The sequence below is a fragment of the Actinoplanes solisilvae genome, assembly GCF_003999975.1.
Lineage (GTDB): Bacteria > Actinomycetota > Actinomycetes > Mycobacteriales > Micromonosporaceae > Actinoplanes > Actinoplanes solisilvae.
The window spans coordinates 1-23,987 of record NZ_RJAC01000017.1 but is presented as its reverse complement, the minus strand read 5'-3'; the positions used below and the strand labels follow the sequence as shown (position 1 = coordinate 23,987).

The 23,987-nt window shown below is 71.1% G+C and carries 20 protein-coding genes and 2 pseudogenes; 11 read left to right on the top strand and 11 right to left on the bottom strand.

The window, feature by feature from the left end; all coding sequences use genetic code 11:
• Nucleotides 1–14: 14 nt before the first annotated feature.
• The 3 genes from EER30_RS32260 to EER30_RS32250 are packed head-to-tail and all read right to left on the bottom strand — an operon-like array spanning nucleotide 15 to nucleotide 3,156.
• The gene (locus tag EER30_RS32260; protein ID WP_127504444.1) at nucleotides 15–1,298 is read right to left on the bottom strand and encodes a vWA domain-containing protein; all 1,284 of its coding nucleotides are present in this window, start codon (nucleotides 1,296–1,298) and stop codon (nucleotides 15–17) included.
• The gene (locus EER30_RS32255) at nucleotides 1,295–2,659 is read right to left on the bottom strand and encodes a hypothetical protein (RefSeq protein ID WP_127504443.1); all 1,365 of its coding nucleotides are present in this window, start codon (nucleotides 2,657–2,659) and stop codon (nucleotides 1,295–1,297) included. Before EER30_RS32255 ends, EER30_RS32260 begins: the two co-directional genes overlap by 4 nt.
• The gene (locus tag EER30_RS32250; protein ID WP_127504442.1) at nucleotides 2,659–3,156 is read right to left on the bottom strand and encodes a hypothetical protein; all 498 of its coding nucleotides are present in this window, start codon (nucleotides 3,154–3,156) and stop codon (nucleotides 2,659–2,661) included. Before EER30_RS32250 ends, EER30_RS32255 begins: the two co-directional genes overlap by 1 nt.
• A 369-nt stretch (nucleotides 3,157–3,525) precedes the next feature.
• Here EER30_RS32250 and EER30_RS32245 point away from each other — a divergent pair, with 369 nt between their 5' ends.
• From EER30_RS32245 to EER30_RS32235, 3 genes are read left to right on the top strand one after another with little or no spacing between them, the layout of a single operon-like run.
• Nucleotides 3,526–5,778, top strand: coding sequence for a glycosyltransferase family 2 protein (locus tag EER30_RS32245; RefSeq protein ID WP_127504441.1), 2,253 nt, complete (start codon nucleotides 3,526–3,528; stop codon nucleotides 5,776–5,778).
• A gap of 4 nt (nucleotides 5,779–5,782) precedes the next feature.
• On the top strand, nucleotides 5,783–6,628 hold the full coding sequence (locus tag EER30_RS32240; protein WP_127504440.1) for a hypothetical protein: 846 nt from the start codon (nucleotides 5,783–5,785) through the stop codon (nucleotides 6,626–6,628).
• Nucleotides 6,621–8,156 carry a hypothetical protein gene (locus EER30_RS32235; protein WP_127504439.1) on the top strand — a complete coding sequence of 512 codons (1,536 nt, stop codon included), beginning with the start codon at nucleotides 6,621–6,623 and terminating at the stop codon, nucleotides 8,154–8,156. The genes EER30_RS32240 and EER30_RS32235 overlap by 8 nt, the downstream gene beginning before the upstream one ends.
• Nucleotides 8,157–8,192: 36 nt before the next feature.
• Here EER30_RS32235 and EER30_RS32230 read toward each other — a convergent pair whose 3' ends face one another.
• Nucleotides 8,193–9,050: a S1 family peptidase gene (locus EER30_RS32230; RefSeq protein WP_240670437.1), complete on the bottom strand. Its 858-nt coding sequence runs from the start codon at nucleotides 9,048–9,050 to the stop codon at nucleotides 8,193–8,195.
• Between the two features lie 131 nt (nucleotides 9,051–9,181).
• Between EER30_RS32230 and EER30_RS32225 the strand changes: the two genes are divergently transcribed.
• The 4 genes from EER30_RS32225 to EER30_RS32210 all read left to right on the top strand — a co-directional run bounded on the left by EER30_RS32225 (nucleotide 9,182) and on the right by EER30_RS32210 (nucleotide 15,460).
• On the top strand, nucleotides 9,182–9,841 hold the full coding sequence (locus tag EER30_RS32225; protein WP_127504438.1) for a response regulator transcription factor: 660 nt from the start codon (nucleotides 9,182–9,184) through the stop codon (nucleotides 9,839–9,841).
• The gene (locus EER30_RS32220) at nucleotides 9,838–10,911 is read left to right on the top strand and encodes a sensor histidine kinase (protein ID WP_127504437.1); all 1,074 of its coding nucleotides are present in this window, start codon (nucleotides 9,838–9,840) and stop codon (nucleotides 10,909–10,911) included. The genes EER30_RS32225 and EER30_RS32220 overlap by 4 nt, the downstream gene beginning before the upstream one ends.
• A 176-nt stretch (nucleotides 10,912–11,087) precedes the next feature.
• Nucleotides 11,088–14,444: a CARDB domain-containing protein gene (locus EER30_RS32215; RefSeq protein WP_127504436.1), complete on the top strand. Its 3,357-nt coding sequence runs from the start codon at nucleotides 11,088–11,090 to the stop codon at nucleotides 14,442–14,444.
• A 152-nt stretch (nucleotides 14,445–14,596) separates the two neighbouring features.
• Complete coding sequence (locus tag EER30_RS32210; protein WP_240670436.1) at nucleotides 14,597–15,460, top strand: SGNH/GDSL hydrolase family protein; 864 nt, start codon at nucleotides 14,597–14,599, stop codon at nucleotides 15,458–15,460.
• Here EER30_RS32210 and EER30_RS32205 read toward each other — a convergent pair.
• Nucleotides 15,454–15,627 (bottom strand): annotated as a pseudogene (locus EER30_RS32205) (SDR family oxidoreductase); the annotation flags it as partial. The gene EER30_RS32210 and the pseudogene EER30_RS32205 sit on opposite strands and share 7 nt — an antisense overlap.
• Before the next feature lie 133 nt (nucleotides 15,628–15,760).
• On the opposite strand from EER30_RS32205, the gene EER30_RS32200 reads away from it, so the two are divergent.
• On the top strand, nucleotides 15,761–16,273 hold the full coding sequence (locus EER30_RS32200) for a SigE family RNA polymerase sigma factor (protein ID WP_127504434.1): 513 nt from the start codon (nucleotides 15,761–15,763) through the stop codon (nucleotides 16,271–16,273).
• Nucleotides 16,270–17,421, top strand: coding sequence for a hypothetical protein (locus EER30_RS32195; protein ID WP_127504433.1), 1,152 nt, complete (start codon nucleotides 16,270–16,272; stop codon nucleotides 17,419–17,421). The genes EER30_RS32200 and EER30_RS32195 overlap by 4 nt, the downstream gene beginning before the upstream one ends.
• On the opposite strand, the gene EER30_RS32190 is transcribed toward EER30_RS32195, so the two are convergent.
• Entirely contained in the window at nucleotides 17,393–18,559 is a 1,167-nt protein-coding gene (locus tag EER30_RS32190) for an MFS transporter (RefSeq protein ID WP_127504432.1), read from the bottom strand. The two genes, EER30_RS32195 and EER30_RS32190, sit on opposite strands and share 29 nt — an antisense overlap.
• 73 nt (nucleotides 18,560–18,632) lie before the next feature.
• Between EER30_RS32190 and EER30_RS32185 the strand changes: the two genes are divergently transcribed.
• Nucleotides 18,633–19,613 (top strand): ArsR/SmtB family transcription factor, encoded by a 981-nt coding sequence (locus tag EER30_RS32185; RefSeq protein ID WP_127504431.1) that lies wholly within the window; start codon nucleotides 18,633–18,635, stop codon nucleotides 19,611–19,613.
• Here EER30_RS32185 and EER30_RS32180 read toward each other — a convergent pair whose 3' ends face one another.
• The 4 genes from EER30_RS32180 to EER30_RS32165 all read right to left on the bottom strand — a co-directional run bounded on the left by EER30_RS32180 (nucleotide 19,614) and on the right by EER30_RS32165 (nucleotide 23,686).
• The gene (locus EER30_RS32180) at nucleotides 19,614–20,753 is read right to left on the bottom strand and encodes a hypothetical protein (protein ID WP_127504430.1); all 1,140 of its coding nucleotides are present in this window, start codon (nucleotides 20,751–20,753) and stop codon (nucleotides 19,614–19,616) included.
• 73 nt (nucleotides 20,754–20,826) lie between these two features.
• Nucleotides 20,827–21,495, bottom strand: a complete 669-nt coding sequence (locus EER30_RS32175) for a zf-HC2 domain-containing protein (RefSeq protein WP_127504429.1) — start codon at nucleotides 21,493–21,495, stop codon at nucleotides 20,827–20,829.
• Nucleotides 21,492–21,941 carry a sigma factor-like helix-turn-helix DNA-binding protein gene (locus EER30_RS32170; protein WP_127504428.1) on the bottom strand — a complete coding sequence of 150 codons (450 nt, stop codon included), beginning with the start codon at nucleotides 21,939–21,941 and terminating at the stop codon, nucleotides 21,492–21,494. Before EER30_RS32170 ends, EER30_RS32175 begins: the two co-directional genes overlap by 4 nt.
• A complete protein-coding gene (locus tag EER30_RS32165; protein WP_127504427.1) occupies nucleotides 21,938–23,686 on the bottom strand; it encodes a beta-propeller fold lactonase family protein in 1,749 nt (582 codons plus the stop codon). Before EER30_RS32165 ends, EER30_RS32170 begins: the two co-directional genes overlap by 4 nt.
• Before the next feature lie 23 nt (nucleotides 23,687–23,709).
• On the opposite strand from EER30_RS32165, the gene EER30_RS47420 reads away from it, so the two are divergent.
• The gene (locus EER30_RS47420; RefSeq protein ID WP_164842547.1) at nucleotides 23,710–23,865 is read left to right on the top strand and encodes a hypothetical protein; all 156 of its coding nucleotides are present in this window, start codon (nucleotides 23,710–23,712) and stop codon (nucleotides 23,863–23,865) included.
• Between the two features lie 2 nt (nucleotides 23,866–23,867).
• Here EER30_RS47420 and EER30_RS49775 read toward each other — a convergent pair.
• Nucleotides 23,868–23,987: pseudogene (locus EER30_RS49775) on the bottom strand (IS630 family transposase); the annotation flags it as partial.

Genomic DNA, 23,987 nt, shown 5'->3' with positions numbered 1-23,987 from the left:
GTAAAAGGCCCCTTTCAGGCGATGAAGTTCTTGAGCTCGACGACGAGCTTGCGGATCTGACCGGAGATCACTGGGGTGCCCAGGTCTTTGAAGCGCTGGCGGAACCACGGGTTGACGCTCTGGGTGCCCGAGCTGCTGACCGAGCCGACCGGGATGAAGCGGACGCCGGAGCGGTGTACCGCCTCGATGCCGTCGAACAGCGGCTGCGACCGGTCGAACTCGTAGAAGTCGGAGATCCACACCATGACGGTGTTCCGCGGGTCGGCGATCTTGGGGCGGGCCAGGGCCATCGCGACCGGCCCGTCGTTGCCGCCGCCGAGCTTGGTGCGCAGCAGCACCTCGAACGGGTCGTGCACCCACGGCGTGAGGTCGAGAGCGCGGGTGTCGTACGCGATGAGGTGGACGTCGACCTTGGGCAGGCCGGCGAAGATCGACGCCAGGATGGTGCAATTGACCATGGAGTCGACCATCGAACCGGACTGGTCGACCACCACGATCAGCCGGGCCGGGGTGACCCGTTTCGCGGTCTGCCGGTAGAAGAGCCGGTCGACGTAGAGGCGCTCGTCGTCGGGGTTCCAGTTGGGCAGGTTCTTCCAGATCGTGCGGTCGAGGTCGAGGTTGCGGAACACCCGCTTCGGCGGGATCGACCGGTCGATCGTGCCGGCGCTCGCCTGCGCGACCTGGGTGCGCAGCACCTCGGCGACCTCGTCGACGAACCGGCGGATGAGCCGCTTGGCGTTGGCGAGGGCGACACCGTCGAGATTGTTCTTGTCGCGCAGCAGCTGCTCGATCAGCGACATGCTGGGGGTGAGCTGCTGGGCGAGCCGGGGGTCGGCGAGCACCTCGCGCAGGTGCATGCGTTTGACCAGGTCGCCCTCGAGACCGGCCAGCACCTGCCCCTCGGGCCGGCCGCGCAGCCGGCCCGGCTCGTGGCCGAGCGCGCGTTCGAACCAGCCGGCGTCGGCCTGCCATCGGGCCAGCTGGCCGGCGCTGACCGCCCCGGAGCCGGTGGCGAAGACGTTGAGCAGCAGTTTCGAGGCGAGCGCGGCGCGGCGGACCTCGCCCTCACGATCGTCGTCGCCCGGGGTCATCAGCCCGTCGAACTCGGCGGCCAGCTGCGGGAACCGTTGCACCACGTTGTCGATCGAGACGGTCGGGTCGAGCAGCGCCGCCGGCAACCCGAGGTCGTCGACGATCGCGACGCTCGACGACTCGAGCGCGGCCTGCTCGTCGGGGTCGAAGAGGCGGGCCAGCAGCCGCCAGTAGAGGGCCTGTCGCCGGTTTTCCGCGGTGGTCATTTGCGCAGCAGCCTTCCCGCGCGTTCGCGCAGCACGTCGACGGCGGTGCCGGCGGCTGCCTCGGCCTTGGCCGCCTTGGCCTCGGTGGGGCCGAGCGCCCAATCGCCGGTGTGCAGAACGACCGGCTTCTTGCGGACGGTGGTCTGCACGGCGAGCGGCTGGATCACCCAGCGATCGCCGTCGAAACGCAGCAGCCCGATGACCGCGGTCGAGGCGGCAACCGATTCCGGGGTGATGGGACCGGCGGCGGGCAGCCGCTCGACGTCGAGGCCGACCGTGACGCCGCCCAGGTCGAGCGCCTCGGTGGTGGCTGTGTAGCCCTCGATCAGCACCGGTTCGGCGATCGCGGCCGGGTGCCGGTCGAGCGGGGCCGTGGAGGCCGCGACCGCACCGCCGAGCAGCACGCGGGCGCTCGCGAACGGATCGGCCGGCTCGCCCGCCGAGGCGCGTGTCTCGTCCCAGAGCAGATCGCCGCCGGCGGTCAGCGTCATCTCGGACACGTCGAGGCAGCGATGGCCGGCCAGGCCGCTCAACAGGACCGGGAACGCCGAGAGCATGCGCCAGGCGGACGCGCCGCTGATCGTGTCGACCTTGGCCGCGGCCACACTGGTGCGCACGAGCCGCACCTGGCCGGCCGTCTCGAGCAGGCCGTGCACCTGGCAGCGGAACACGGTCGGATGTTCGTGCAGGTCGGCGCCGAGGATCAGGAATCGGCCGTCGACCGGGGCGGCGGGGCCGGCGGGCAGGTCGTCCTGCGAGAGGATCAGCGCGCGGGCCCAGAGGTCGGCCCAGCGGCGCACCGGCACGCGCGGCAGGGTCGCGACCGGGGCGGCCGCCCGCAGCTCGGCCGCGAAGCCGTCGAGCAGCACCGCGAGGCGGCGCCGGGACGGATCGGCGAGCAGCGCCCGCACCGCCGGGGAGCCGGCGGCGGCCAGCTCGTGGTCGACGCCGTGCCAGCCGGCGATCGCCAGTTCGCGCAGCCACGACCGGCTGCCCGCGACGAGGTGACCGGCCTCACCCGGGGCCCCGGCGGCCGGGAAGGGCTCGCGGCTGCGGCCGAGCGCGGTGTCGAGGCCGCCGAGCAGGGCGTCGTGGGCCGCGCCGAGCAGGGCCACCCGGCAGCCGGCCAGCACGGCGAGGTGGTCGTCGGTGACCGTACCGGAGACGATCTTGCCGATCGCGTCGGTGACCCGGTCGGCCAGCGGGGTCGCCGAGAAGGCGGTGACCAGCGCGTCGAGAGCGGCGGCACGATCGTCGTCGAGCCGGGCCAGGCCGTGCACGAGAGCGTCGTCGAGGCCGTCGACCAGGGCGAACGCCTCGGCCAGGCCGGACGGACGGGCGTTGAGCGTGTCGGCGAGCATCAGCGCACCGCCCCGGCGGCCGGGAACCACTGCAGCTCGGGCAGCGGGTCGGCGGTCGGCGGCACCTCGAGATAGGCCAGGTGGCGCAGGAAGCTGCTGAACACCTCGGGCGTGCGCCCCTGGGCGGCCACCGGGTGCAGCACCGACCAGATGCCGGTCTCGCTCTCGGGCGGCTCGACCTTGAGATAGCGGGCGACGCGGCCGGCACCGTATTGCGCGACGGCCGCCTCGACCAGGGCGCGCAGGTGGTTGCAGGGGTGGGCGCCGCCGAGCCCGCCGCACGGGCGGTTGTTGTTGGTGTTGCAGCTCAGGCCGTGCTCGCCCGCGGTGATCGACGAGACGTAGACCCGCGAGACGTCGGACCCGCTCGACACCACCCCCTGCAGCCGGCCCTCGGCGAGCTCGACGAACGGCACCTTGGCCAGCTTGCGCGGCCGCACGGGCGCGATGACTGGGGCTGCGCTGCGCCGCTCGTAGGCGACGCTCTCGCTTGTCACAACCGATCCTCCTCACGAACAGGTGCGCGTAGTTCTATCGGAGGGGTCCGACAAAAAACCCGCGGGCGTCACCGGTGGGCGCGAGGCGCTACTTTCTAGGGGATGAGTCCCCTCAAGCGATCACGGTGAGTATCGAAGACAGCAACGGAAAGCTCTTGGCCGCACTTCGCACTTACCGGACGTCACGGACGAGTCAACAGAAGTAAGCGCTCGGTTGTCCTAAAATTCACGCAAGATTCATCTCGATGTAGCGATTCGTGGATCCTGGTACGGCAAAATCGCCAGGTCCCCCGTGCCCCTCGCAGGAACAGGTGTCATGCTTCCGCTCCGTCGCTCACCGTCCACGTCACCCCTCGGCGAGAAAACCCGGTGACCCCACGGCTGAGCATCGTCGTCCCCTACTACAACGTCGAGCAATACATCGAGGACTGCCTAGAGTCCCTGGTCCGTCAGAGCTTCACCGACTTCGAGGTGATCCTCGTCGACGACGGCTCGCCCGACGGCAGCGTCGACATCGCGAAGGCCTTCTGCGAGCGTGACCCCCGGTTCCGCATCGTCACCCAGGAGAACCAGGGACTCGGCCCGGCCCGCAACACCGGCGTCCGGCACGCGCAGGGCGAATACATCTCCTTCGTCGACAGCGACGACCTGATCCCCCGCTCGGCTTACGAGTTGATGGTGCGGTCACTCGACGAGACGTCGTCGTCACTGGCCGGTGGCAACGCGCGGCGGTTCAACAACACCGCGGGCATCCGGCAGTCCTATGTGCACCGCATCAGCTACGCCAAGACCCGCAAGGCCACGCACATCTTCGACCAGCCGTCCCTGGCGATCGACCGCATGGTGTGGGCCAAGGTTTTCCGGCGCACGTTCTGGGACCAGTTCAAGTACGAGTTCCCGGCGATCCGGTACGAGGATTATCCGGTCACCCTGCGTGCCCACCTCGACGCCGTGACCGTCGACCTCATCGGCTCCCCGGTCTATTACTGGCGCGAACGCGAGTCCGGCGAGTCGATCACGCAGCTCAAGTTCCACTTCGGCAACATCGAGGACCGCGTCAAGTCGGCCGAGATGGTGCTCGACCTGATCGAGAAGCGCGCCCCCGAACTGCGCGCCGACGTGCACAAACACCTGGCCGCGATCGACCTGGTCACCGTCGTGCAGGCGTTCGGCACCGCGGCCGATCACGAGCTCACCCCGCTGCTCGCGCTGGGCAAGAGGCTGAGCAATCGCCTCGACCCGGCCGTGCTCAGGACGACGAACACGTTCCAGCGGCTCGAATACGAGGCCCTGCAGTCCGACGACGCCGAGCTCCTGCAGCGCCTGGCGCGTTTCCGGGCCGACGGCGGGCTCAAGGGCGGCGTCCGGGCCCGGCGGCATCCCCGGCTCCCGTGGAAGTTCGAGGGGCAGTACCCGGGCCTGCACAGCGGGTCGAAGGTGTCGTCCTCGCTGTTCCAGATGCCTCGCGCCGAGCTCAAGCTCCGCGCCGCGGCGTCGAACGTGGAGTGGACCGACGACGAGCTGGTCGTGCACGGCACCGCCGAGATCGCCCACCTGCCCACCAGCGACAAGTCGACGATCAAGGTCGCGATCCACGCGGGCAGCACCTCGCGCGACCTGCCGGTGGAACGGCTCACCGAGCCCGACACCCACGGCGAGGAACGGCCCGTCGGTTTCGTCACCCGCATCCCACGCAAGCTGCTGGCCTCGCTCTTCACGTCGGCCAAGAAGGCGCACCTGACCGTCGAGCTGCGCAACGAAGGCGTACGCCGCAAGAGCGGGCTCGCGGCCAGCGGGGTGCAGTACCCGTCCGGCGCCTGGGTCGACGGCACATGGGTTCAGCCACTGAACCGGGGCCGCCTGTCGATCGAGTTCCGCAAGGACGCGGTCCAGCTCACCCAGGCCCACGTCGACGGCGACGGTCTGCGGCTGGCCGGCCGGTTCCCGTCCACGCTGGGCGAGCCCGAGCTGCGGCTCAACCACGCGCTCGGCAACATCAAGGTGCCGATCCAGCGCAGCCGGCAGACCGCGATGGACGACTTCACCGCGTTCGTGCCGCTGGACGACCTGATCGGCGGGACCGAGCCGGACGACCCGTTCCTCGAGCGTACGGTCCTGGTCCCCCGGCTCTACGACGGCGAGGACGACTCGCTGCTGCTGATCACCGGGCTCGACCACGGCGTGCTGGCCGAGCGGGGCGGCCGCGTCATCTCGGTGAGCCGCTCCCCCGGCATGTACCTCAACCTGATCGAGGGTCCGGCCCGGGTCACCGCCGACGACGTCGTGGCGATCCCGGACGCCACCTGGCTGACCGTCTCGGGGCCGCGCTGGCCCGGTGTCGACTACCGCCAGATCGCGTGGCGCCGCTTCCTCGTCAACTCCGACGAGGGCATCGACGCCCCGGCCGAGATCACGCTCGACGACGAGCGCTGGACGGTCGCGACGAGAATCGCGGACCTGTCGAACGGCGAGGATCTGAACTGGACCCTGTTCGCGTCGCCGGAAGGCGGCCGGCCCTACGCCGTGCAGACCGACAGTTTTCTGCTGAGCCGCCTTCCGCGCCGGCTCGGCAAGCAGGTACTCCGAGCCCTCAGCGGCACCCTGCACTTGGAAATGGACTGATCCGTTGCATCACCACAACCATTACTACGGCCAGACCCACATCCTGGCCCGGTACTGCGGACTGGACGACGAGTTCCCGCCGCGCCTGCCCGGTTACCTGCAGCACGGCTGGAACGTCGGCTGCGGCTGGAACCCGGTCCACGAGTTCTTCGACGGCTCGTGGCGTTACGTCTGGAGCGACGCCCCGCGCCGCCGCGGGCACGCGCTGTCGCGCCGCAACTACGCGGTGACCGGTGCTCCCTTCCTCTACCTGATGGACCTGGAGCCCGAGCTGGGCCGGGTGCCGGAGGCGGACCGCAAGGGCACGCTCTGGTTCCTGTTCCACGGGTGGGACGCGCCGGGCGGCCTCGGCGCCAAGATCCAGGGCGACCACGCGCGCCTGATCAGCGAGATCAAGGAGACCGAGACCGAGCCGGTCACGATCAGTCTCTACTACACCGAGTTCGAGCGGCCCGAGGTTCGCCGGGCCTACGAGCGGGCCGGATTCGAGGTGATCTGCTTCGGCAAGCGCGGCTGGAACTACGAGGGCACCGACCGCAAGTTCCTCTACAAGCAGCTCGAGGCGTTCCGCCAGTACAAGCGGGTGGCCTCCAACCGGCTCGCCACGGCGATCTTCTACGGCGTCGCGGCCGGCTGCGAGCCCGCCGTCTACGGCGACCCGATGGAGCTCGAGGGCGACAACCCGGTCTTCGGCGGCCAGGCTCGCATCGGCCGTCTCTGGCCCGACATGCTGGGCAAAGACATCGACCTCGCCACCGCCCGCGCCATCACCGACGACGAGCTCGGCAAGTCCTGGATCATGCCGCCCGCCGAGCTGCGGAGCCTGTTCGATTGGAACGCCCATGTCTGACATCGAGGTTGTCCGGGGCGAGATTCAGCCCTGGACCGACTACTCCAGCTACCGCCGCCCCGCCGGTGGCGAAGCCCTGTTGGCCCTGCTCAGCGACGCCCTGCCGCAGAACTCCGGACGTACGCTGATCGCCGGCCCGCACAGCACCGAGGTGATCCGGCTCGCGGTCGCCCGCAGCCGGCACGTCACGGTGCTGATCCGCTCGGTCAGCGACGCCGGCGACCTGAACACGGCGTTCCCCGGCTCCGAGGTCACTGTGATCGCCGGCGCCCTCGACGGCCTGGCCGACGGCCCGTACGACGTGGTGATCGCGGCCGACGGCCTCGACCGGGTGCTCGGCTACGACTCGCCGGCGCTCGACTGGCCGCAGCGGGCCGGGCTGCTGCAGGCGCTGGCCGGCCCCGAGGCGCTGGTGCTGATCGCCGTCGAGAACGAGTTCGCGCTGCCCGCGCAGTTCGACCGGCGCCCGGTCGACAGCCGGCACGGTGACGACGAGTGGCGCCCGCTGCACGACGACCCGGCCCGGCCCACCTCGCCCGACCAGGTGCGGGCGGCCCTGCCCGTCACCCGCCTGTACGCCCTGTTCGACGCGGCCGGCACGAGCCACACGCTGCTCGACACGACCGCCGCCGCCGAGGCCCGGCCCGGGCGTCTCGGCGCTCGCCTGGCCCACGACGGCCTGGCCGCCTCGGCCGCCCACACCCCGCTGGTCGCCTCGATCACCGCGGCCGCCGACGCCGCGGCCCGCGCCGGGCTGCTCGGCGCGGTCGCCCCGGGCTGGCTCGCGATCTGCGGCCCGGCCGGAACGACGCACACGGCATACACGGCCGCCCAGCGACTCGACCGTGACGACAACGGCTGGACGGTCGACGGCCGGCACATCCCGGACACGGTCGCGGCCGAGACCGAGCTGTTCCGGCTGGCCGCCGCCGAGGACGTGCCCGGCTTCCGGGCGTACGCGGCCCGGATCCAGGCCTTCCCTCTCGACGACCTCTACCCGGCCGGCGACGGGTTCGTCCCCGGCGTCACCCAGGTGCCGGCCGGCGCGGGCCGCGAGGAGTTGCTCGCCGCGGCCTGGTTCCGCTTCCGCGACCGCCTCGTCGCTGCCCACCGCCGCCACCCGTGGCCGCCGTGGATGGTCGACAGCGACGATCTGGTGACCACCTGGCTCGCCATGTCCGGGGTGGAGGCCAACCCCGAGCTGCTGGCGCGCGGCCGTGAGCTGGCCGCCCTGCTGGCCGGTCCGGTCGTCGACGAGCCCGATCTGGCCTCCGTACTCGCCGAGGCCGAGGAGGACCGGAAGCGGGCCAAGGAGCTGGCCGGCCGCATCTTCGGGCTCGAGCGGACGCTGCGTTTCCGCGACCAGAGTCTCAAGACGCGGGAGCAGGCGATCCGCAACCTGCGCAAGGAGGTGCGCGGTTTCCGGGCCTCACCGGTCCTGAAGCTGCACGAGGTCGCCCGCAAGGCCGCCAAGATCAAGGACCCGAAGGGGTTCGCCCGCGCGGTGAAGCGGCGCATCGGCCGCTGAGAACAGAAGGGCCGGCCGCGAGGCCGGCCCTTGCTCTTACCGGGCGGTACGCCGCCACAGCAGGACCGCGACGACGGCGAGCAACGCTGCCACCATCCCCGCGACGATGAACGCCACCGGCGCCCGAGACGAAGATCCGGTCGTCGTGGCGGTGATCCAGTCGCTGACGTTGTCGGTTCGCGCGCCCAGGTCAGCACCCGTGTGCGGGCAGCTCGGCCCGGCGCTGACCACCGCGACCAGCACCGGCGGCCCCGACCGGTCCTCGCGGAAATAGGGCCCGCCGGAGTCGTGCGGGCAGGGGCTGGTGTCGTCCTTGGGCGCGCGGCCCGAGATCTCCAGCAGCGAGTCGCCGACCCGGTCGACGGTGAACCGCCCGGTCTGCAAACGGGTCGCCGGGACCGATCCGGCCGTCAGCCCGAAGCCGGTCAGCCGCACGCTCTCGCCGGGCGAGGGTGGCGTGGTGCCGACCCGCAGGAACGCGACGCCGGTGACCGCCTCGTCCAGCTCGGCCAGTGCCACGTCGGCGGTCTCGGACTGGTGGACCCCGACCACGTCGGTCACGTGCCCGCCGCGACCGTTCACCTTGACCCGCCCGATCGTGGCGGTGGTGCGCCGGGCGACCGGCTCGCTGACCCGGCGGCCCGACGCGTCGCGAAAGCAGTGACCGGCGGTGACGACCCAGCGCGGGGCGATCAGCGCGCCCGAGCACGAGCTGTCCCGGGTGCCGTGGTCGGGCGTCGGCAGCCCGGTCATCGTCAGCAGGACCGAGAACGGATACGCACCGTCGCGCGCGTTCTCACCGTACGCGATCGCCTGGGCCGGCTGGGCGCCGAACCCGACGGTGATCCCGGCCACCACGAGTGCGGCGACGCAATTCCGCAGGATTCTGAACAAAGGGGCACCCCCATGCGTAGGACTGGAGGGTGACCATCGTGCGGAAGGGCTCGTCGCAGCGGCGTCAGCGGCGTCCTTACCGATCCTTTATCCGCGCTGTGGAAGCTTGACCGGGTGAAAGGAGCCGGAACGTGCGGGTGCTGGTAGCGGAGGACGAGCGGGTGCTGGCCGACACGGTCGCCGAGGGGCTGCGGCGGTTGTCGATGGCGGTCGACGTGGTCTACGACGGTGCGAGCGCGATCGAGCGGCTCGGCGTCAACCGCTACGACGTCGCCGTGCTCGACCGCGACATGCCCGGGGCCACCGGCGACGAGGTGTGCCGCTGGGTCACCGAGTCGGGCTCGGGCACCAAGGTGCTGCTGCTGACCGCGGCGGCCGGCATCCGTGACCGGGTCGAGGGTCTCGGGCTCGGCGCCGACGACTACCTGACCAAGCCGTTCGCCTTCGCCGAGCTGGTCGCGCGGCTGCAGGCGCTCTCCCGGCGCTCGGGTCCCGCGCTGCCGCCCGTGCTGGAGCAGGACGGCGTGGTCCTCGACGTCGCCCGCCACACGGCCAGCCGCGACGGCCAGATCCTGTCGCTGTCGCCGAAGGAGTTCGCCGTGCTGCACGTGCTGCTGCGCGCCGGCGGACGGGTGGTCAGCGCCGAAGACCTGCTCGAACAGGCCTGGGACGAGAATACCGATCCCTTCACCAACACCGTACGCATGACCGTCATGACGCTGCGCCGCAAGCTCGGCGATCCCCCGGTGATCCACACCGTCCCCCGGGCCGGTTACCGGCTGGGCTCATGACCAGGCGCATCCTGGCGCTCTGCGCTGTCCTGCTCTGCGTGTCGTTCCTTCTCCGGCCGGTCGCCGAGATCCTGCTGTCGCTGTGGCGCGAGGTCGTGCCGTCCTTGTGCTTCCCGCCCGACCCGGAGAACTCCGCCTACGTCTGCCGCCAGCTGTTCCACCACCCCAGCATCCCGATGCTCATCTCCACCGCGGTCGTGTTCCTGGCCGTGCTGGCCGCCTGTTACCCGCTGGTCCGCTGGTGCCTGCGCCCGTTGCGTGACCTGGCCCCGGTGATCGCGAACGTCGGCCCGCAGAACCTCGGCCACCGCCTGCGCCCCGGCAACGGCGGTGACGGACTGGCCGTGCTGGGCCGGGCGATCGACGACATGATGGACCGCATCGCCGTCGGCTACGAGGCCCAGCGCCGGTTCGCCGCCGACGCCTCGCACGAGCTGCGGACCCCTCTCGCGGTGCAGCGGACGCTGATCGAGGTCGGGCTGGCCCGTACGCTCACCGACGACCAGCTCTCCCTGCTGGCGGCCCAGCTCCTCGAGACCAACGAACGCAACGAGCGCCTGATCGAGGGCCTGCTGGTGCTCAGCGAGAGCGACCGCGGCCTGGTCGCGCGTACGCCCCTGCGCCTCGACCTGATCACCGCGTCGGTCCTCGGCTCGTACGGTCCGCGCGCGGCCGAGGCGGGGCTGACGATCACCAGCAGCCTGAGCCCGCGGGTCGTGCTCGGCGAACAGGTGCTGCTGGAACGCCTGGTCAGCAACCTGGTGCAGAACGCCCTGAAGTACAACCGCCCCGGCGGCACCGTCGACGTGCGGGTCGGCGACGATCCCGCCCTGGTCGTCATCAACACCGGCGACGACATCCCGGCCGACGAGGTGCCGGCCCTGTTCGAGCCGTTCCGGCGGCGTAGCGGCACCCGCATCGACCACAGCGGCGGTGCGGGCCTCGGCCTGTCGATCGCCCGCTCGATCGTCCGGGCCCACGACGGCATCATCACCGCGTCCTCGACCGGCCACGACGGCCTGCGCGTCCAGGTCTCCTTCCCCCGCGCGCTGGGCTCCTCCGCCGAATAGACGCGTTCGACCGTTGACGAAGTAGTGACACATCTGAAACCTTGGATGCCTGTCCACGAAAAAACTCGGCAACAGTCCGAAAATTTGGTTCCAACTTCGTGGCAGAAGTCCCCCATCCCCCGTGGCCGCCGAGACCCCGAACCTCGGCGGCCACGCGCGCAGAACAAGAGGGCTTCATGAGAGGGCGAAGACTCGTCACCGGCATCCTGGCGACCGCGCTGGTCACCGCCGGGATTTCCGCAACCCCCGCATATGCCGCCGGCGGCCCCAACCTGGCGCAGGGCAAGGCCGCCACGGCCAGTGGTGTCAACGGCCCGTACGGCGCCGGCAACGTCACCGACGGCAACGCGAGCTCCTATTGGGAGAGCCCGAACAACGCGTTCCCGCAGTGGGTGCAGGTCGACCTGGGCAACAGCGTCGCGATCGACCAGGTCAAGCTCAAGCTGCCGCCGCCGTCCGAGTGGGGCACCCGTACCCAGACACTCAGCCTGCAGGGCAGCACGAACAACTCGAGCTGGAGCACGCTGTCGGCCAGTGCCGGCCGCGTCTTCAACCCGGCGAGCGGCAACGCTGTCACGATCGACTTCACGGCCGCGACCGTCCGCTACGTCCGCGTGAACATCACCGGCAACACCGGCTGGCCCGCGGGTCAGCTCTCCGAGCTCGAGGTCTTCGGCGTCAACGGCCAAGACCCGGATCCCGACCCGGATCCCGACCCGCCGACCGGCGTCAACCTCTCGGCGGGCAAGCCGATGGAGGCGTCGGGCAACGTCCACAACTTCGTCGCGGCCAACGCCAACGACAACAACCTCGCCAGCTACTGGGAGTCGAACGGCTTCCCGGGCACGCTGACCGCCAAGCTGGGCTCCAACGCCAACGTGACCGGCGTCGTGGTCAAGCTCAACCCCGACTCCGCGTGGGGCGCGCGCACCCAGAACCTGCAGGTGCTCGGCCGCGCCCAGGGCGCGAGCGGCTTCACCTCGCTCAAGGCCCGGGCCGACTACGCGTTCAACCCGGGCAGCCAGAACACGGTGACGATCCCGGTCACCGGTTCGGTCGCCGACCTGCAGCTTCAGTTCTTCAGCAACACCGGGGCGCCGGGCGGTCAGGTCGCCGAGATCCAGGTCATCGGTTCCTGGGCCCCCGCGCCCGACCTGGTCGTCACCGGCCTGTCGTGGACCCCGACCAACCCGGACGAGGCCAGCACGATCTCGGTTGCGGCGACCGTCCGTAACTCGGGTACCACGGCGTCGGCGGCCACCACGGTCGACGTGCGACTGAACGGCACGGCCGTGGGCAGCGCGAACGTGGGCGCCCTGGCCGCAGGCGCCTCCTCGACGGTCAGCGTCGACGCCGGACGGCGAGGGCAGGGCAGCTACCAGGTCTCCGCCGTCGTCGACCCGGCCAACACCGTCGCCGAGACCAACAACGACAACAACACGTACGCCTCCCCGACCGCGCTCGTCGTGGCCCAGGCCCCCGGTCCCGACCTGCAGGTCCTGAGCGTCACCCCGAACCCGGCCAACCCGTCGGCCGGTTCCGCGGTCACCTTCGCGGTGCAGGTCAACAACCGCGGCACCAGCTCGGCCGCGGCCACCACGACCCGGGTCACCGCCGGCAGCACCACGCTGAACGCCGCCACCGGGGCGATCGCCGCCGGCGCGACCGCCACCGTGAACGTCGGCACCTGGACGGCGACCAGCGGCGGCGCGACCGTCACGGCCGTCGCCGACGCCACCAACGTCGTCGCCGAGACGAACGAGAACAACAACACCCGTACGCAATCGATCGTCGTCGGGCGGGGAGCGGCCACGCCCTACACCTCGTACGAGGCCGAGGCCGGACGCCACAACGGCACGCTGGTCGAGGCGGACGCGCTGCGGACCTTCGGGCACACCAACTTCGGCACCGAGTCGTCGGGCCGCAAGTCGGTGCGGCTCAACAGCACCGGCCAGTTCGTCGAGATCACCTCGGTGAACCAGACCAACTCGATTGTCGTGCGCAACTCCATCCCGGACGCTCCGGGCGGTGGCGGCACGACCGCGACGATCAGCCTCTACGCGAACGACGTGTTCGTGCAGAAGCTGACCCTGTCGTCGCGCAACAGCTGGCTCTACGGCACGACCGACGACACCGAGTCGCTGTCGAACAGCCCGTCGGCCGACGCGCGGCGCCTCTTCGACGAGTCGAACGCGCTGCTGTCGACGTCGTATCCGGCCGGCACCCGCTTCAAGCTGCAGCGGGACTCGGGCGACTCGGCGTCGTTCTACATCATCGACCTGATCGAGCTCGAGCAGGTCGCGCCCGCCCTCGGACAGCCCTCCGGCTGCGTGTCGATCACGACCTACGGCGCGGTGCCGAACGACGGCAACGACGACACGTCCGCGATCCAGCGGGCCGTGACCGACGACGAGAACGGCGTGATCCCCTGCGTCTGGATCCCGGCCGGGCAGTGGCGTCAGGAGCAGAAGATCCTCTCGCCGGACCCGAACCGCGGTGGCGGTAACAACCAGAAGGGCATCCGTAACGCGGTCATCCGCGGCGCCGGCATGTGGCACACGCGGCTCTACACGAACACCGAGCCGCAGAACGTGTCGGGCAACATCAACCACCCGCACGAGGGCAACGTCGGCTTCGACATCGACGACAACACGCAGATCTCCGACCTGGCGATCTTCGGCATGACGACGAACCGGGCCAACCGTGGCCACGGCATCAACGGCCGGCTCGGCAAGAACACGAAGATCAGCAACGTGTGGATCGAGCACGTCAACGTCGGCGCTTGGGTCGGCCGCGACTACTCGGACACCCCGGCCTACTGGAACCCGGGCGACGGGCTTGAGTTCAGCGGCATGCGCATCCGGAACACGTACGCCGACGGCATCAACTTCAGCAACGGCACGCGCAACTCCCGGGTGTACAACTCGACCTTCCGTACGACCGGTGACGACGCACTCGCCGTGTGGGCGAACCCGCGGGTCAAGGACACGTCGGTCGACGTCGCGTCCAACAACCACTTCGTCAACAACACGGTGCAGCTGCCGTGGCGGGCCAACGGCATCGCGATCTACGGCGGCTCGAACAACTCGGCCGAGAACAATCTGATCTCGGACACCGCCAACTACCCCGGCATCATGCTGGCCACCGACCACGACCCGCTGCCGTTCGGCGGCACGACGCTGCTCGCCAACAACGGTCTCTACCGCACCGGCGGCGCGTTCTGGAACGAGGACCAGGAGTTCGGCGCGATCACGCTCTTCCCGCAGGGCAAGGACATCCCGGGCGTCACCATCCGGGACACCGAGATCGTCGACTCGACCTACGACGGCATCCAGTTCAAGACCGGCGGCGGCAACATGCCGAACGTCGCGATCACCAACGTCAAGATTGACAAATCCAACAACGGGGCCGGCATCCTCGCGATGAGCGGCGCCCGCGGCAACGCCAACCTCACCAACGTGACGATCACGAACTCGGCCGACGGCAACATCGTCATCCAGCCCGGTTCCCAGTTCGTCATCAACGGAGGCTGATCCACCGAGAATGCGGCGGCGCTCCTTCCGGGGCACCGCCGCATTCGCCGGCCACACCGCGCGGCCGGCCTCGTCCGGCCCGCCGCACCCGGGACGGCGTAATCCGGAAAGGTGGCACCTTCCGGACGGCCGCGATGACATATCGTGCCGGAGTGGTTGCATTCCGTCGCTGGCACGTCGCTGCCCTCGCTTCCCTGGCCATCTTCGCGCTGGCGTGTGAGGCCGGCGCCGGCGGCGGTGGCGGCTCCGACCCCGATCCGACCGGCCCGCCGGCGAAGGGCTATCCGTCGTCGATGGCCGCCCTCGGCGACTCGATCACCGCCGGCTTCGGCAGCTGCGGCGCCTTCCTCGTCTGCGGCCGCAACTCGTGGTCGACCGGCACGGCCGACGCGGTCGACAGTCACTACCTGCGCATCCTGGCCAAGAACCCGAAGATCAGGAACAAGGCCCGCAACTTCGCGCGGCCCGGCGCCTCGGCGAACTCGCTGCCCGCGCAGGCCTCTCAGGCCGTCGACATGAAGGCGCAGTACGTCACGATCCTCATCGGAGCGAATGACGCCTGCGCCCCCACCCCGGCCGGCATGACCTCGGTGGCCGCCTTCCGCCGCGACGTCGACCGGGCCCTGGCCCGCCTCAAGAAGGGTCTCCCCCGGACCAGCGTGCTGGTGGCCGCCGTTCCCGACCTCTACCGCCTGTGGCAACTGGGCCGCAACGACCCCGAGGCCGTACGGGCCTGGGCACGCTTCGACACCTGCCCGTCGATGCTGGCCGACCCCACCTCGACCGACGAGTCCGACGATCAGCGCCGCCGTCAGGTGCGCGCCCGCATCAACGACTACAACGACCAGCTCGGGCAGGCCTGCGGCAAATATGGCAAACGCTGCCGCTTCGACGACGACGTGCACGAGTCCGGCTTCAGCCTCGACCAGCTCAACCAGGTCGACCACTTCCACCCGAACGTCGAGGGCCAGGCCGAACTGGCCGACGTGACCTTCTCGCCCAGGTTCCCCTACTGAGGCCCCGGCGCCGCCGTCCACCGCGCGCCGGGCGTCGCGGTGAGGTATTGGTCGATCATCTCGGTGCGGGTCGGGCCGGGCGCGATCGCGTTGACCCGGATGCTCTCCGGGCCCCAGGTGACCGCGGCCGAGTCGGTCAGGCTGTTGAGCGCCCGCTTCATCGCGCCGTAAGCGGGGTGGTCGAGGTCTTTCGAATGGCGGGCAAGTGTGAGCTGATCTCGATGAACCGCCCGTTCTCACTTGACCGAGAATTCTTCGATCCCGTGCAACCCCGCGGCCGTCCCACCCCGACATAGAGACATGCGAGCAGACGAGGAACGAGAGTTCGTCGAATTCGTGCGGGGGCGGCTGCCGCGCCTGCACCGGACGGCGTATCTGCTCTGCTCGGACGCCCACCGGGCCGACGACATCGTGCAGACGACGCTGGCGGCGCTCTACGTGAGCTGGCGAAAGGCCTCCGCGGCCGACAACCTCGACGGTTACGTGCACCGCATCCTGGTGCGCCGCTACCTCGACGAACGGCGGCGCGGGTGGTCCCGGGTGCTGCTCGGCGACCACCCGGCGCCGAGCGCCTCACCCGGCGCTGACCACGGGATCGGCGAGCGCGATGCCCTGATCACCGCGTTGCGGGCGTTGCCGAAGGGTCAGCGCGCGGTCGTGGTGCTGCGTTACTTCGGCGACCTGACCGTGGAGCAGACGGCCGAGGCCCTGGGCTGCTCGGTCGGCAACGTGAAGAGTCAGTGCGCCCGTGGGCTGGCCGCCTTGCGCGGAGTCCTCGTCACCCCGGCCGAGTCGATGAGGGAGCAGTCGTGAACGACGAACAGAATCTGCGGGACCGCTTCGAGGAGATCTCCGTGCCGCCCACCCGGCTCGAGGTGGACGCCCTGGTCGAGGTGGGTCGTCGCCGCGCCTTCCGCCGCCGCTCGTGGCAGGCCGCGGGCGGCGTCGCCCTCGCGACCGGACTGCTGGTCGCGGTGCCCACGCTGGTGATCGGTGACCCCGCGCCCCCGCCACCGGTCGTCGCGGCGCCGACCACCCCGGCCAAGCCCACCCCGCCGAAGGCCTGCAAGGCCGCGACCCTGAGGATGCCCGCCGGGGTCACCGGCGCCTCGGCGAACGGCGTCGACCCGAGCGGGCGCTACGTCATCGGCCACTACTTCAAGGGTCAGGACTTCCAGCCTCTCCTGTGGACCGACGGCAAGCCGGGGAAGTTGCCCCTCGAGGCCCCGTCGATGCAGCTCACCTCGGTCAACGTGAACGGCGTGGTGGCCGGCCTCGCCGAGGGGCCGAATCTGCAATACGCGTTCCGCTACGAGAACGGCCGGTACACCCGGCTCCGCACGCCGCCCGGCCTGGGCTGGGTCTACCCGTACCCGGCCATGAACGCGGCCGGCGACATCGTCATCAACGCCAAGCCCGAGGGCGAGTCGAGCGGCGAGAACACCGTCGGTCTTCTCTACAAGGCCGGCACGTCGGCGCCGATCAAGCTGCCGCTGCCCGCGAACTCGTACGTCTACGACATCACCGACGACGGCACGATCGTGGGCGCGCTCAAGAAGGACGGCGTGAACAAGACCGCGTACGCCTGGGACCGGAACGGCCGGGGCCGCGAGCTGAAATCCGTGCCCGGAACGACGTCGATCGTCTACTCCGCCGAAGGCGACTGGGCGACCGGGGGCCTGTGGCCGAAGAACGGCGACGCCACACCGGCGCGATGGAACCTGCGCACCGGTGAACTCACCCAGCTCAAGACGGGCGAAGGCCCCGGCCTGGCGGTGAACAGTGACGGCTGGGTCCTCACCACGAACGAACTCATCCGCGACGGCGCCAACGTCGCCCTGCCGACCCCGGCGAACCAGGAGATCCGTACCCAGGGCGTCTCGGGCAGCGGCCTGGTCGTCGGCCACACCGTGACCGTCGGCAAGAACGCCATCACCGGCCCTCGTACCTGGCAATGCTGAGGGCCAGCCACCCGGCGGTGCCCAGGGACAGCGCCGCCATGACCGAGATCGCCTGGTGCACCGGCAGGTGCTGGGCGATCGTCCCCGCCAGCGTCGCCCCGGCCGCTTGCATGGTGAACATGCCGGACGATTCCAGGCCGAGGGCCTGACCCCGAAGCTCGTCCGGGGTGATCTCGACGATCCGCTGCTGCAGGATCAGTCCGCTCGCGAAGCCCGCCGACGCCGCCGCGACGGCTGCCGCCGCCCCCGGCAGCGGCAGCCCGACCGCGAAGAACAGGTAGGGAAAACCGAGTAGCAGGAGCATCGGCGTGAGCAGTCGCGCGCGCCAGTGCTCCAGCACCCATCGGCCCATCGCGGTATCCCCGGCGAGCATGCCCGCCGCACCGGCGATGAACAGCACGCTCGCACCCGTCGGGTCGTAGGGGACGAACAGCGCCTCGTTCCCCACGACCAGGCCGTTCGGCACCCACGCGGCGAGGTAGAGGTAGCGCCGCCGGGGCATCCGCAGCAGCCGCACGTTGACGCGCCACGTCTCGCCGATCGAGGGTCGCCCGTTCGCCCGGGGCGGTCGCGCGGTCAGCCCGAATCGCGCGGTCAACGCCGCCGCCAGGGACAGCCCGGCCGCCACGAGCAGGGCCGGGCGCGCCCCGAGCAGCACGATCAAGCCGCCGCCGACCGCGAACCCGGAGATCTGCATCGCGCCGACCGACATGTTGAAGACCGAGCGCCCGGTCACGTAGGCACGCTCGGGCAGGATCTCGCCGAGCAGTCCCCATCGGACACCGCCGTGCACCGAGCCGATCAACCCACCCACCGCGATCACCGCGAACATCACCGCGATCGGGATCCCCGGAACCGCCAGCACGACCGTGGTGAGCCCACCGAACAGATAGATCGAGACCAGCGCGGCCCGGGGCGGCACCCGGTCGGCCACCGACAGCAGGGTCATGGCCCCGACGACCTGCGCGAAGTGCGACCCGAACAGGCTCAGCGCGGCCAGCAGCGGCGACTCGGTGGCGGTGTAGACGAGCACCGCGAGGGCGAGCCCGCGCAGGGTGGCCGCCGCGACGTTGGCCGAAGTGGCGAGGAACAGCGGCGTGAACTGGGGGGTGGCGAAGCAGTCCCGGTAGGTTGGCACGAGCGGCAGTCTGGGCCGCGCCCACGGGCCGGCCACAGCTTTTCGCCTCCACGCGAAAGATCGGGGTGTACGGGTGGGAGTCTGGCTGGTCGGCGCGGACATGCTGGCGTCGAGCCGGTTCGCGGTCTCCCCGCTGATCGAGACCGTCGCGGCGATGAAGGCGTTCGCGGGCAAGGGAACCCATCCGGCCCAGCGGGCGTGGATGGACGCGCACGCCCCGGCGTACCGGAAACGGCTCTTGACCGACCCGATCGCCGCCGCGCTGGTCGAAGCCACGTTGCGGCCGCGCTGGGTGGCCGATTTCCTCGTCACACCGCCGGACGACGGGGACGGCACCTTCGAAGGCGACCTGGCCCGGCTGCGCGCCACGACACCGGCGGAAGCCCGGGCCCAGCTGGTCGAGGAAGGGGTTCCGGTCCCGGAGTCGCTGCGCGGCGCGGACCTGATCGACCGCACGGCCGAGCTGCTCACCTGGGTGTGGGAGCTGGCGTTACGCCGTGACTGGCCGCGGCGGCGACGGCTGCTGGAGGCCGACATCGTGGCCCGCTCGCACCGGCTCGCCACCGGCGGATGGGCGGCCGCGCTGCACGGCATGCGGCCCGACCTGCGCTGGGCCGGTGAGGGAAGACTGCAGGTCAACGAGTACGACCACGCGCCCGTCGACCTGGCTGGGGCGCGCCTGTCGTTCATCCCGACGCTGTGCCGCGACGGGTGGATCGTGCTGGACGCCCCGCATCGTTACGTCGTCGTCTATCCGTGCGCGGGGTTCCTCGCCGACCCGGCGGTGGCGGTCGCCCCGGCGGCGCTGGGGCGGCTGCTCGGGCCGGTGCGAGCACTCGTGCTGGTGCAGCTGACGACGGCGAAGACGCCGAGCCAGTTGTGCGCGGTCACCGGCTACGCGCTGGGCACGGTCGGCGGCCACCTGCGGGTGCTGCTCGACGCGGGCCTGGTTCAGCGCCGCCGCACCGGGCGGACGGTCCTCTATTACCGCACCGCACGCGGCGACGACCTCGCCACGGCGACCGACGGCGCTCACCCGGCCCACAGCGGGTGATCAGAAGTTCTGGGACGGGCCCAGCTCCCGGGCGCGGTGGGCGGCCGGAGCGGGGCGCGGGCGACCCCGTGGCGGCGGGGCGGCCCAGACGAAGCGAGGAGCGGCGGCCGGCAGGGCCAGGGCCTGATAGGTGGGTTCGACCGGGCGGCCCCGTGTCGGGGGACGCCAGATCGGCGGCGGACCCCACCAGATGACGCGTTCGCCGGTGGGCTGCGCGAGCACGGGCAGAGGCGGAGCGGCCAGGGCGTGCCGCGGCGACTGCGGCGGCAGCGCGGACGGCCCGGCGGCAACCGGAACCGGCTCTTCGACGTGGGTGGCCTGCGTCGCCGGGGCGGTGGCCAGCACGACGGCCGCGCCGACGGTGAGGCAACACGCGATGATCGCGGGGGCCAGCCAGCCCTCGCGGACCGTGTCGCCCAGGAAGAGCACGGCCACCGCGGAAGGGGCGATGACCTCGGCCGTCCAGTGGATCGCGGTCACCGGGCCGACGTCGCCGCGCTGCAGGGCGTGGGCGTAAAGAGTCATGCCGGTGCCCGCGAAGACCAGCAGGGCCGCCGTGAGCGGCTCGGTGACCAGGGCCAGCGCGATCTGGCCGCCCGTCGCGTCTTCCGGGACCGGCAGCGAACGCCCGACCAGGGCGGCCCCGCCGAGCGAGAGGCCGGCGCAGGCCGCGATGACGCCGCCGGGCGCGTCGACCTTGGCCGCGCCGTAGCCGACCAGGACCATCGCGGCCGCCGCGGCACAGAGGACGAAACGCAGCTCGCTGGGCGGGTGCACCGCGTGTTGCGGGGCGGCCGAGAAGGCCAGGAACGTGAGCGAGATGATCGTGACGGCGATGGCGGCCGAGTCGCGGCGGCGCAGCCGGGAGCCGAGGACGATGCGGGCGCCGATGACGGTGAGGGCGAGCGAGCCGGCCAGGATCGACTCGACGACGTAGACCGCGAGCGACTGCAGCGCGATGATGGCGCCGACCCAGGCCAGCATGTCGAAGAAGATGCCGGCGAGATAGAGCGGGTGGGCCATCGTGCGGGCCGTGCCGACGCTGCGGCGGGCGCCGACCGCCTGCAGGATCGACGCCGTGGCATAACACAGCGAACCGAAGACGGTGATGGACAACGCGACCCAGCCGACGCTGGTCATCTTGCGACCCTGGCGCCATAACGCTGAGTGGATCGAGACATCACGATCTGATGATAGGCGTCTTGACCGTGTTCTAGATAGTGGCCGTGGCCAGAACCTGCCCCGCGTACGTCTCGAGCTGCACCGCCGCCACGTCGGCCGGGGCGACCAGCGCGCTTCCGTCCACGGTGGTCGCCGCACCCTCGCTGACCAGCCAACTTCCGGCGAACTCGCGGGAGCCGTCGCTGGCGATCACGAAGAGCCGGCACTGCGATCCGGCCGGGACGCCGGCAACTGTGGCACGCAGCCGCACCCAGCCGGCGGCCGGCGTGACGGTGACGGCCATCGACGCGCCGCTCGCCGTGTCGGTCACCGCCAGGGAGCGGGCGGCGGCGACGTTGGTCACGGCTGTCGGCTGGGGCACGGTGGAACGGCCGAAATACATGCCGCCGGCCACCGCGAACACGGCCGCCGCGACCGCCGTCAGCGTCCACAGTGACCAGCGTCTGCGGTCCTCGCCGCGGCGCTCCGCCCGTACCTCTCGAAGGGTCTTCTGCAGGAGCAGGTCGCTGTCGGGCGGCGGGCCCTCCAGGAAGGCCTCGGGCGGGATCTCACCCAGGCGTTCCTCGAGTTCGCGCAGGTCACCGACGTCGCGCCGGCATTGCGGGCAGTCCTCGACGTGGGCGTGCACCGCGGCCCACTCGTCGCCGTCGAGAACGCCCAGGGCATAGGCCCCGAGCTGCTCGGTCTGGTGGCCGCTCATCCGGCCGCTCCCATCGGTTCGCCGGTGGGCAGCGCCTCCCGCAGCCGCCGTAACGCACGGTAGCTGCGGGACTTCACGGTCTCGGCCGGAAGACCGAGCGACGCTGCCGCCTCCTTGACGTCACGACCCCGGAAGTACAACTGGTTCAGTACCTCGCGTTCTTCGGCGGGAAGTGTGCCGACGGCGGCGAGCATCGGCATCGGCTCACGACGCCCGCGGGCCACCTCTTGCAGCATCGGGAACAGATGAGCCCGTACGGCTCCCCGGTCGTCACTGAGGGCCGCGGGCTCGGACCAGGCGCGCAGCAGGGTCTCGCGCACGAACCCCTCGGCCTGTTCGCGGTTGCCGTCGCTCAACCTCGTCGCGTACGCCAGCAGGGCCGCTCCGTGCTCGGCGAAGAGCCGCCGCACCAGCACCTCACCGGCGGCACGGTCGCGCCGGCTCACTCGCCGACCCGCAGCACGGAGATCGTGTTGTCGCTGCCGTTCGACACGTAGGCCAGACGACCGTCGGGCGACACTCCGATCGTGCGCGGGCTGCCGCCCACCTTGACGGTCGCGGTGACCGCGCCCGTCTTCCCGTTGAGCACCGACACCGAGTTGTCCCCCTCGTTGACCACGTAGCCGTAGCGGCTGTCGGCCGAGAACGCGACGCTCTGCGGGTCGCGGCCCACCTTGAACGGACCCTTGCGTTCGAGGGTGACCGTGTCGATCAGGTTGGCCGCGTCGGCCTCGTAGCCCGCGACCAGCGCCATGCGGCCGTCGGGCGAGACGGCGATGCTGTGCGGTGCCTTGGCCACCGGAATCGTGCGCATCACCTTGTTGGTGCGCATGTCGAGCACCGACACCGCGTTCGACTCGTGGTTGGCCGTGAAGGCGCGCTGCTGGTCGCCGGCGAAGCCGACCGCGTGCGGGTTGGGCTTGACCTTGATCTCGGCCAGCCGCAGCGTGCCGGAGCTGAAGATCTCGAGCCGGCCGTCGCTGTGGATCGGCACCCAGAGCTTGTTGTCAGGAGCCACAGCCAGCGTGTACGGCATGTCGCCGGTCTCCAGGTTGCGAATGACCTTGAGACTCAGGGCGTCGACGACCGCCACCCCACTGCCGGTGATCTTGTCGTCCTCGTACATCGAGACGAACACCGTACGGCCGTCGCGGGAGGTGGTGACGAAGCGCGGGGTGTTGCGCAGGTCGACCGAGCGGACGCGGCGGGTGGAAGCGTCGACGACCGACAGGACGCGGCTGTTCTGGTTGGCCACGTAGACCGTGCGGCCGTCGGGCGAGACCGCGACCCCCTCGGGCTCGGCGCCGACCCGGATCGTGCCGACCACGGCGGGCTTGGCCACGCTCTGCACCCGCCGCGCGAGCGGAACCCGCGTGACCTGCGGTTCGGCCGGGCCGGGAGCGGGGGCGGCCGAGCTGGCCCGGACGGTGGGATCGGGCGGGACCGGCTGGGTCGGCGCGGCGACCAACGGCGCGATCGTGCGGTCGTTGAGCAGGGTCATCGCGACACCGGCGCCGCCCAGCACGACCAGCGTGGTAAGGATGGCGACGAGCACGGTCGTGCCGATCTGGCGGCGGCCCTGGGGCGGCGCGGGCAGCACGGTGACGCGGGACGGGCCGTAGCCGTCGGCGACCATGCCACCGTCATACGTGTGCAGGCCCGCGGGTTCCGCGCCGCGCGAGGTCGGCGGCGCGACGGCGAAGGCGGGCCCGGCGTCGGCCACCTGGCCGGTGACGCGCACCTCGGCCCAGCCGGCCGGCCCGCGCACGGTGACCGAGCCGTCGAGCCAGTCGGAGCGCGGCAGCCACATCACGCGCAGGGTGCGGTCGCTGAGCATGGCGCGCAGGCCCGGACCAGAGACGGTCACGGTGGCCCCGGCGACGCCCAGCGGCGGGCCCTCGACGCGCACGTCGGCCACGAGGCGCTGGGTGTCGGCGGCGACCACGCCGAACTCGACGCGCTCGGGGTCGAGGCGCACGGCCGTGCGTTCCAGGGCGGCGGCCGCGGCCGCGGAGACGCTGCGGCTGTCGTCCTGCGTCATCTGCTGGAGGGCGTGGCGGGCGGCAGCCGCCATCGCGAGGTCGGCACCCCAGGCCAGCCGGGCGAGCTCGTCGACGCCGGTCAGACGAGACTCCCGGATCGGACTGCCGATCTCGGTCAGCACGTTTTGCGGTAGCCCAGTTTCACTCATAGTGTCACCGCGATCATCATGGCGTGACGAAGGCCCACATTGGAAGACACAGGGCGAAGTTGGCACCAGATCCGAAAAAGCGTCGCCAAGATCCGCCGATGCCTCTCACCCTTGCCGACCTGGCCGGTTACATCGACCGGGACCTCGACACCGACCTCGCCCTGCTCAAGTCGCTCTAGTTCTAAGCGCCTGGCCAGAAGTTTTGTCCGTAACCCGGCGGCAGCCAGGGTGAGGTCCAGGGCGCGGCGGTGGTCAGGTTCTGGCTGTCGGTGCGGTGCTGGAAGAAGGCATGGGCTTGGCG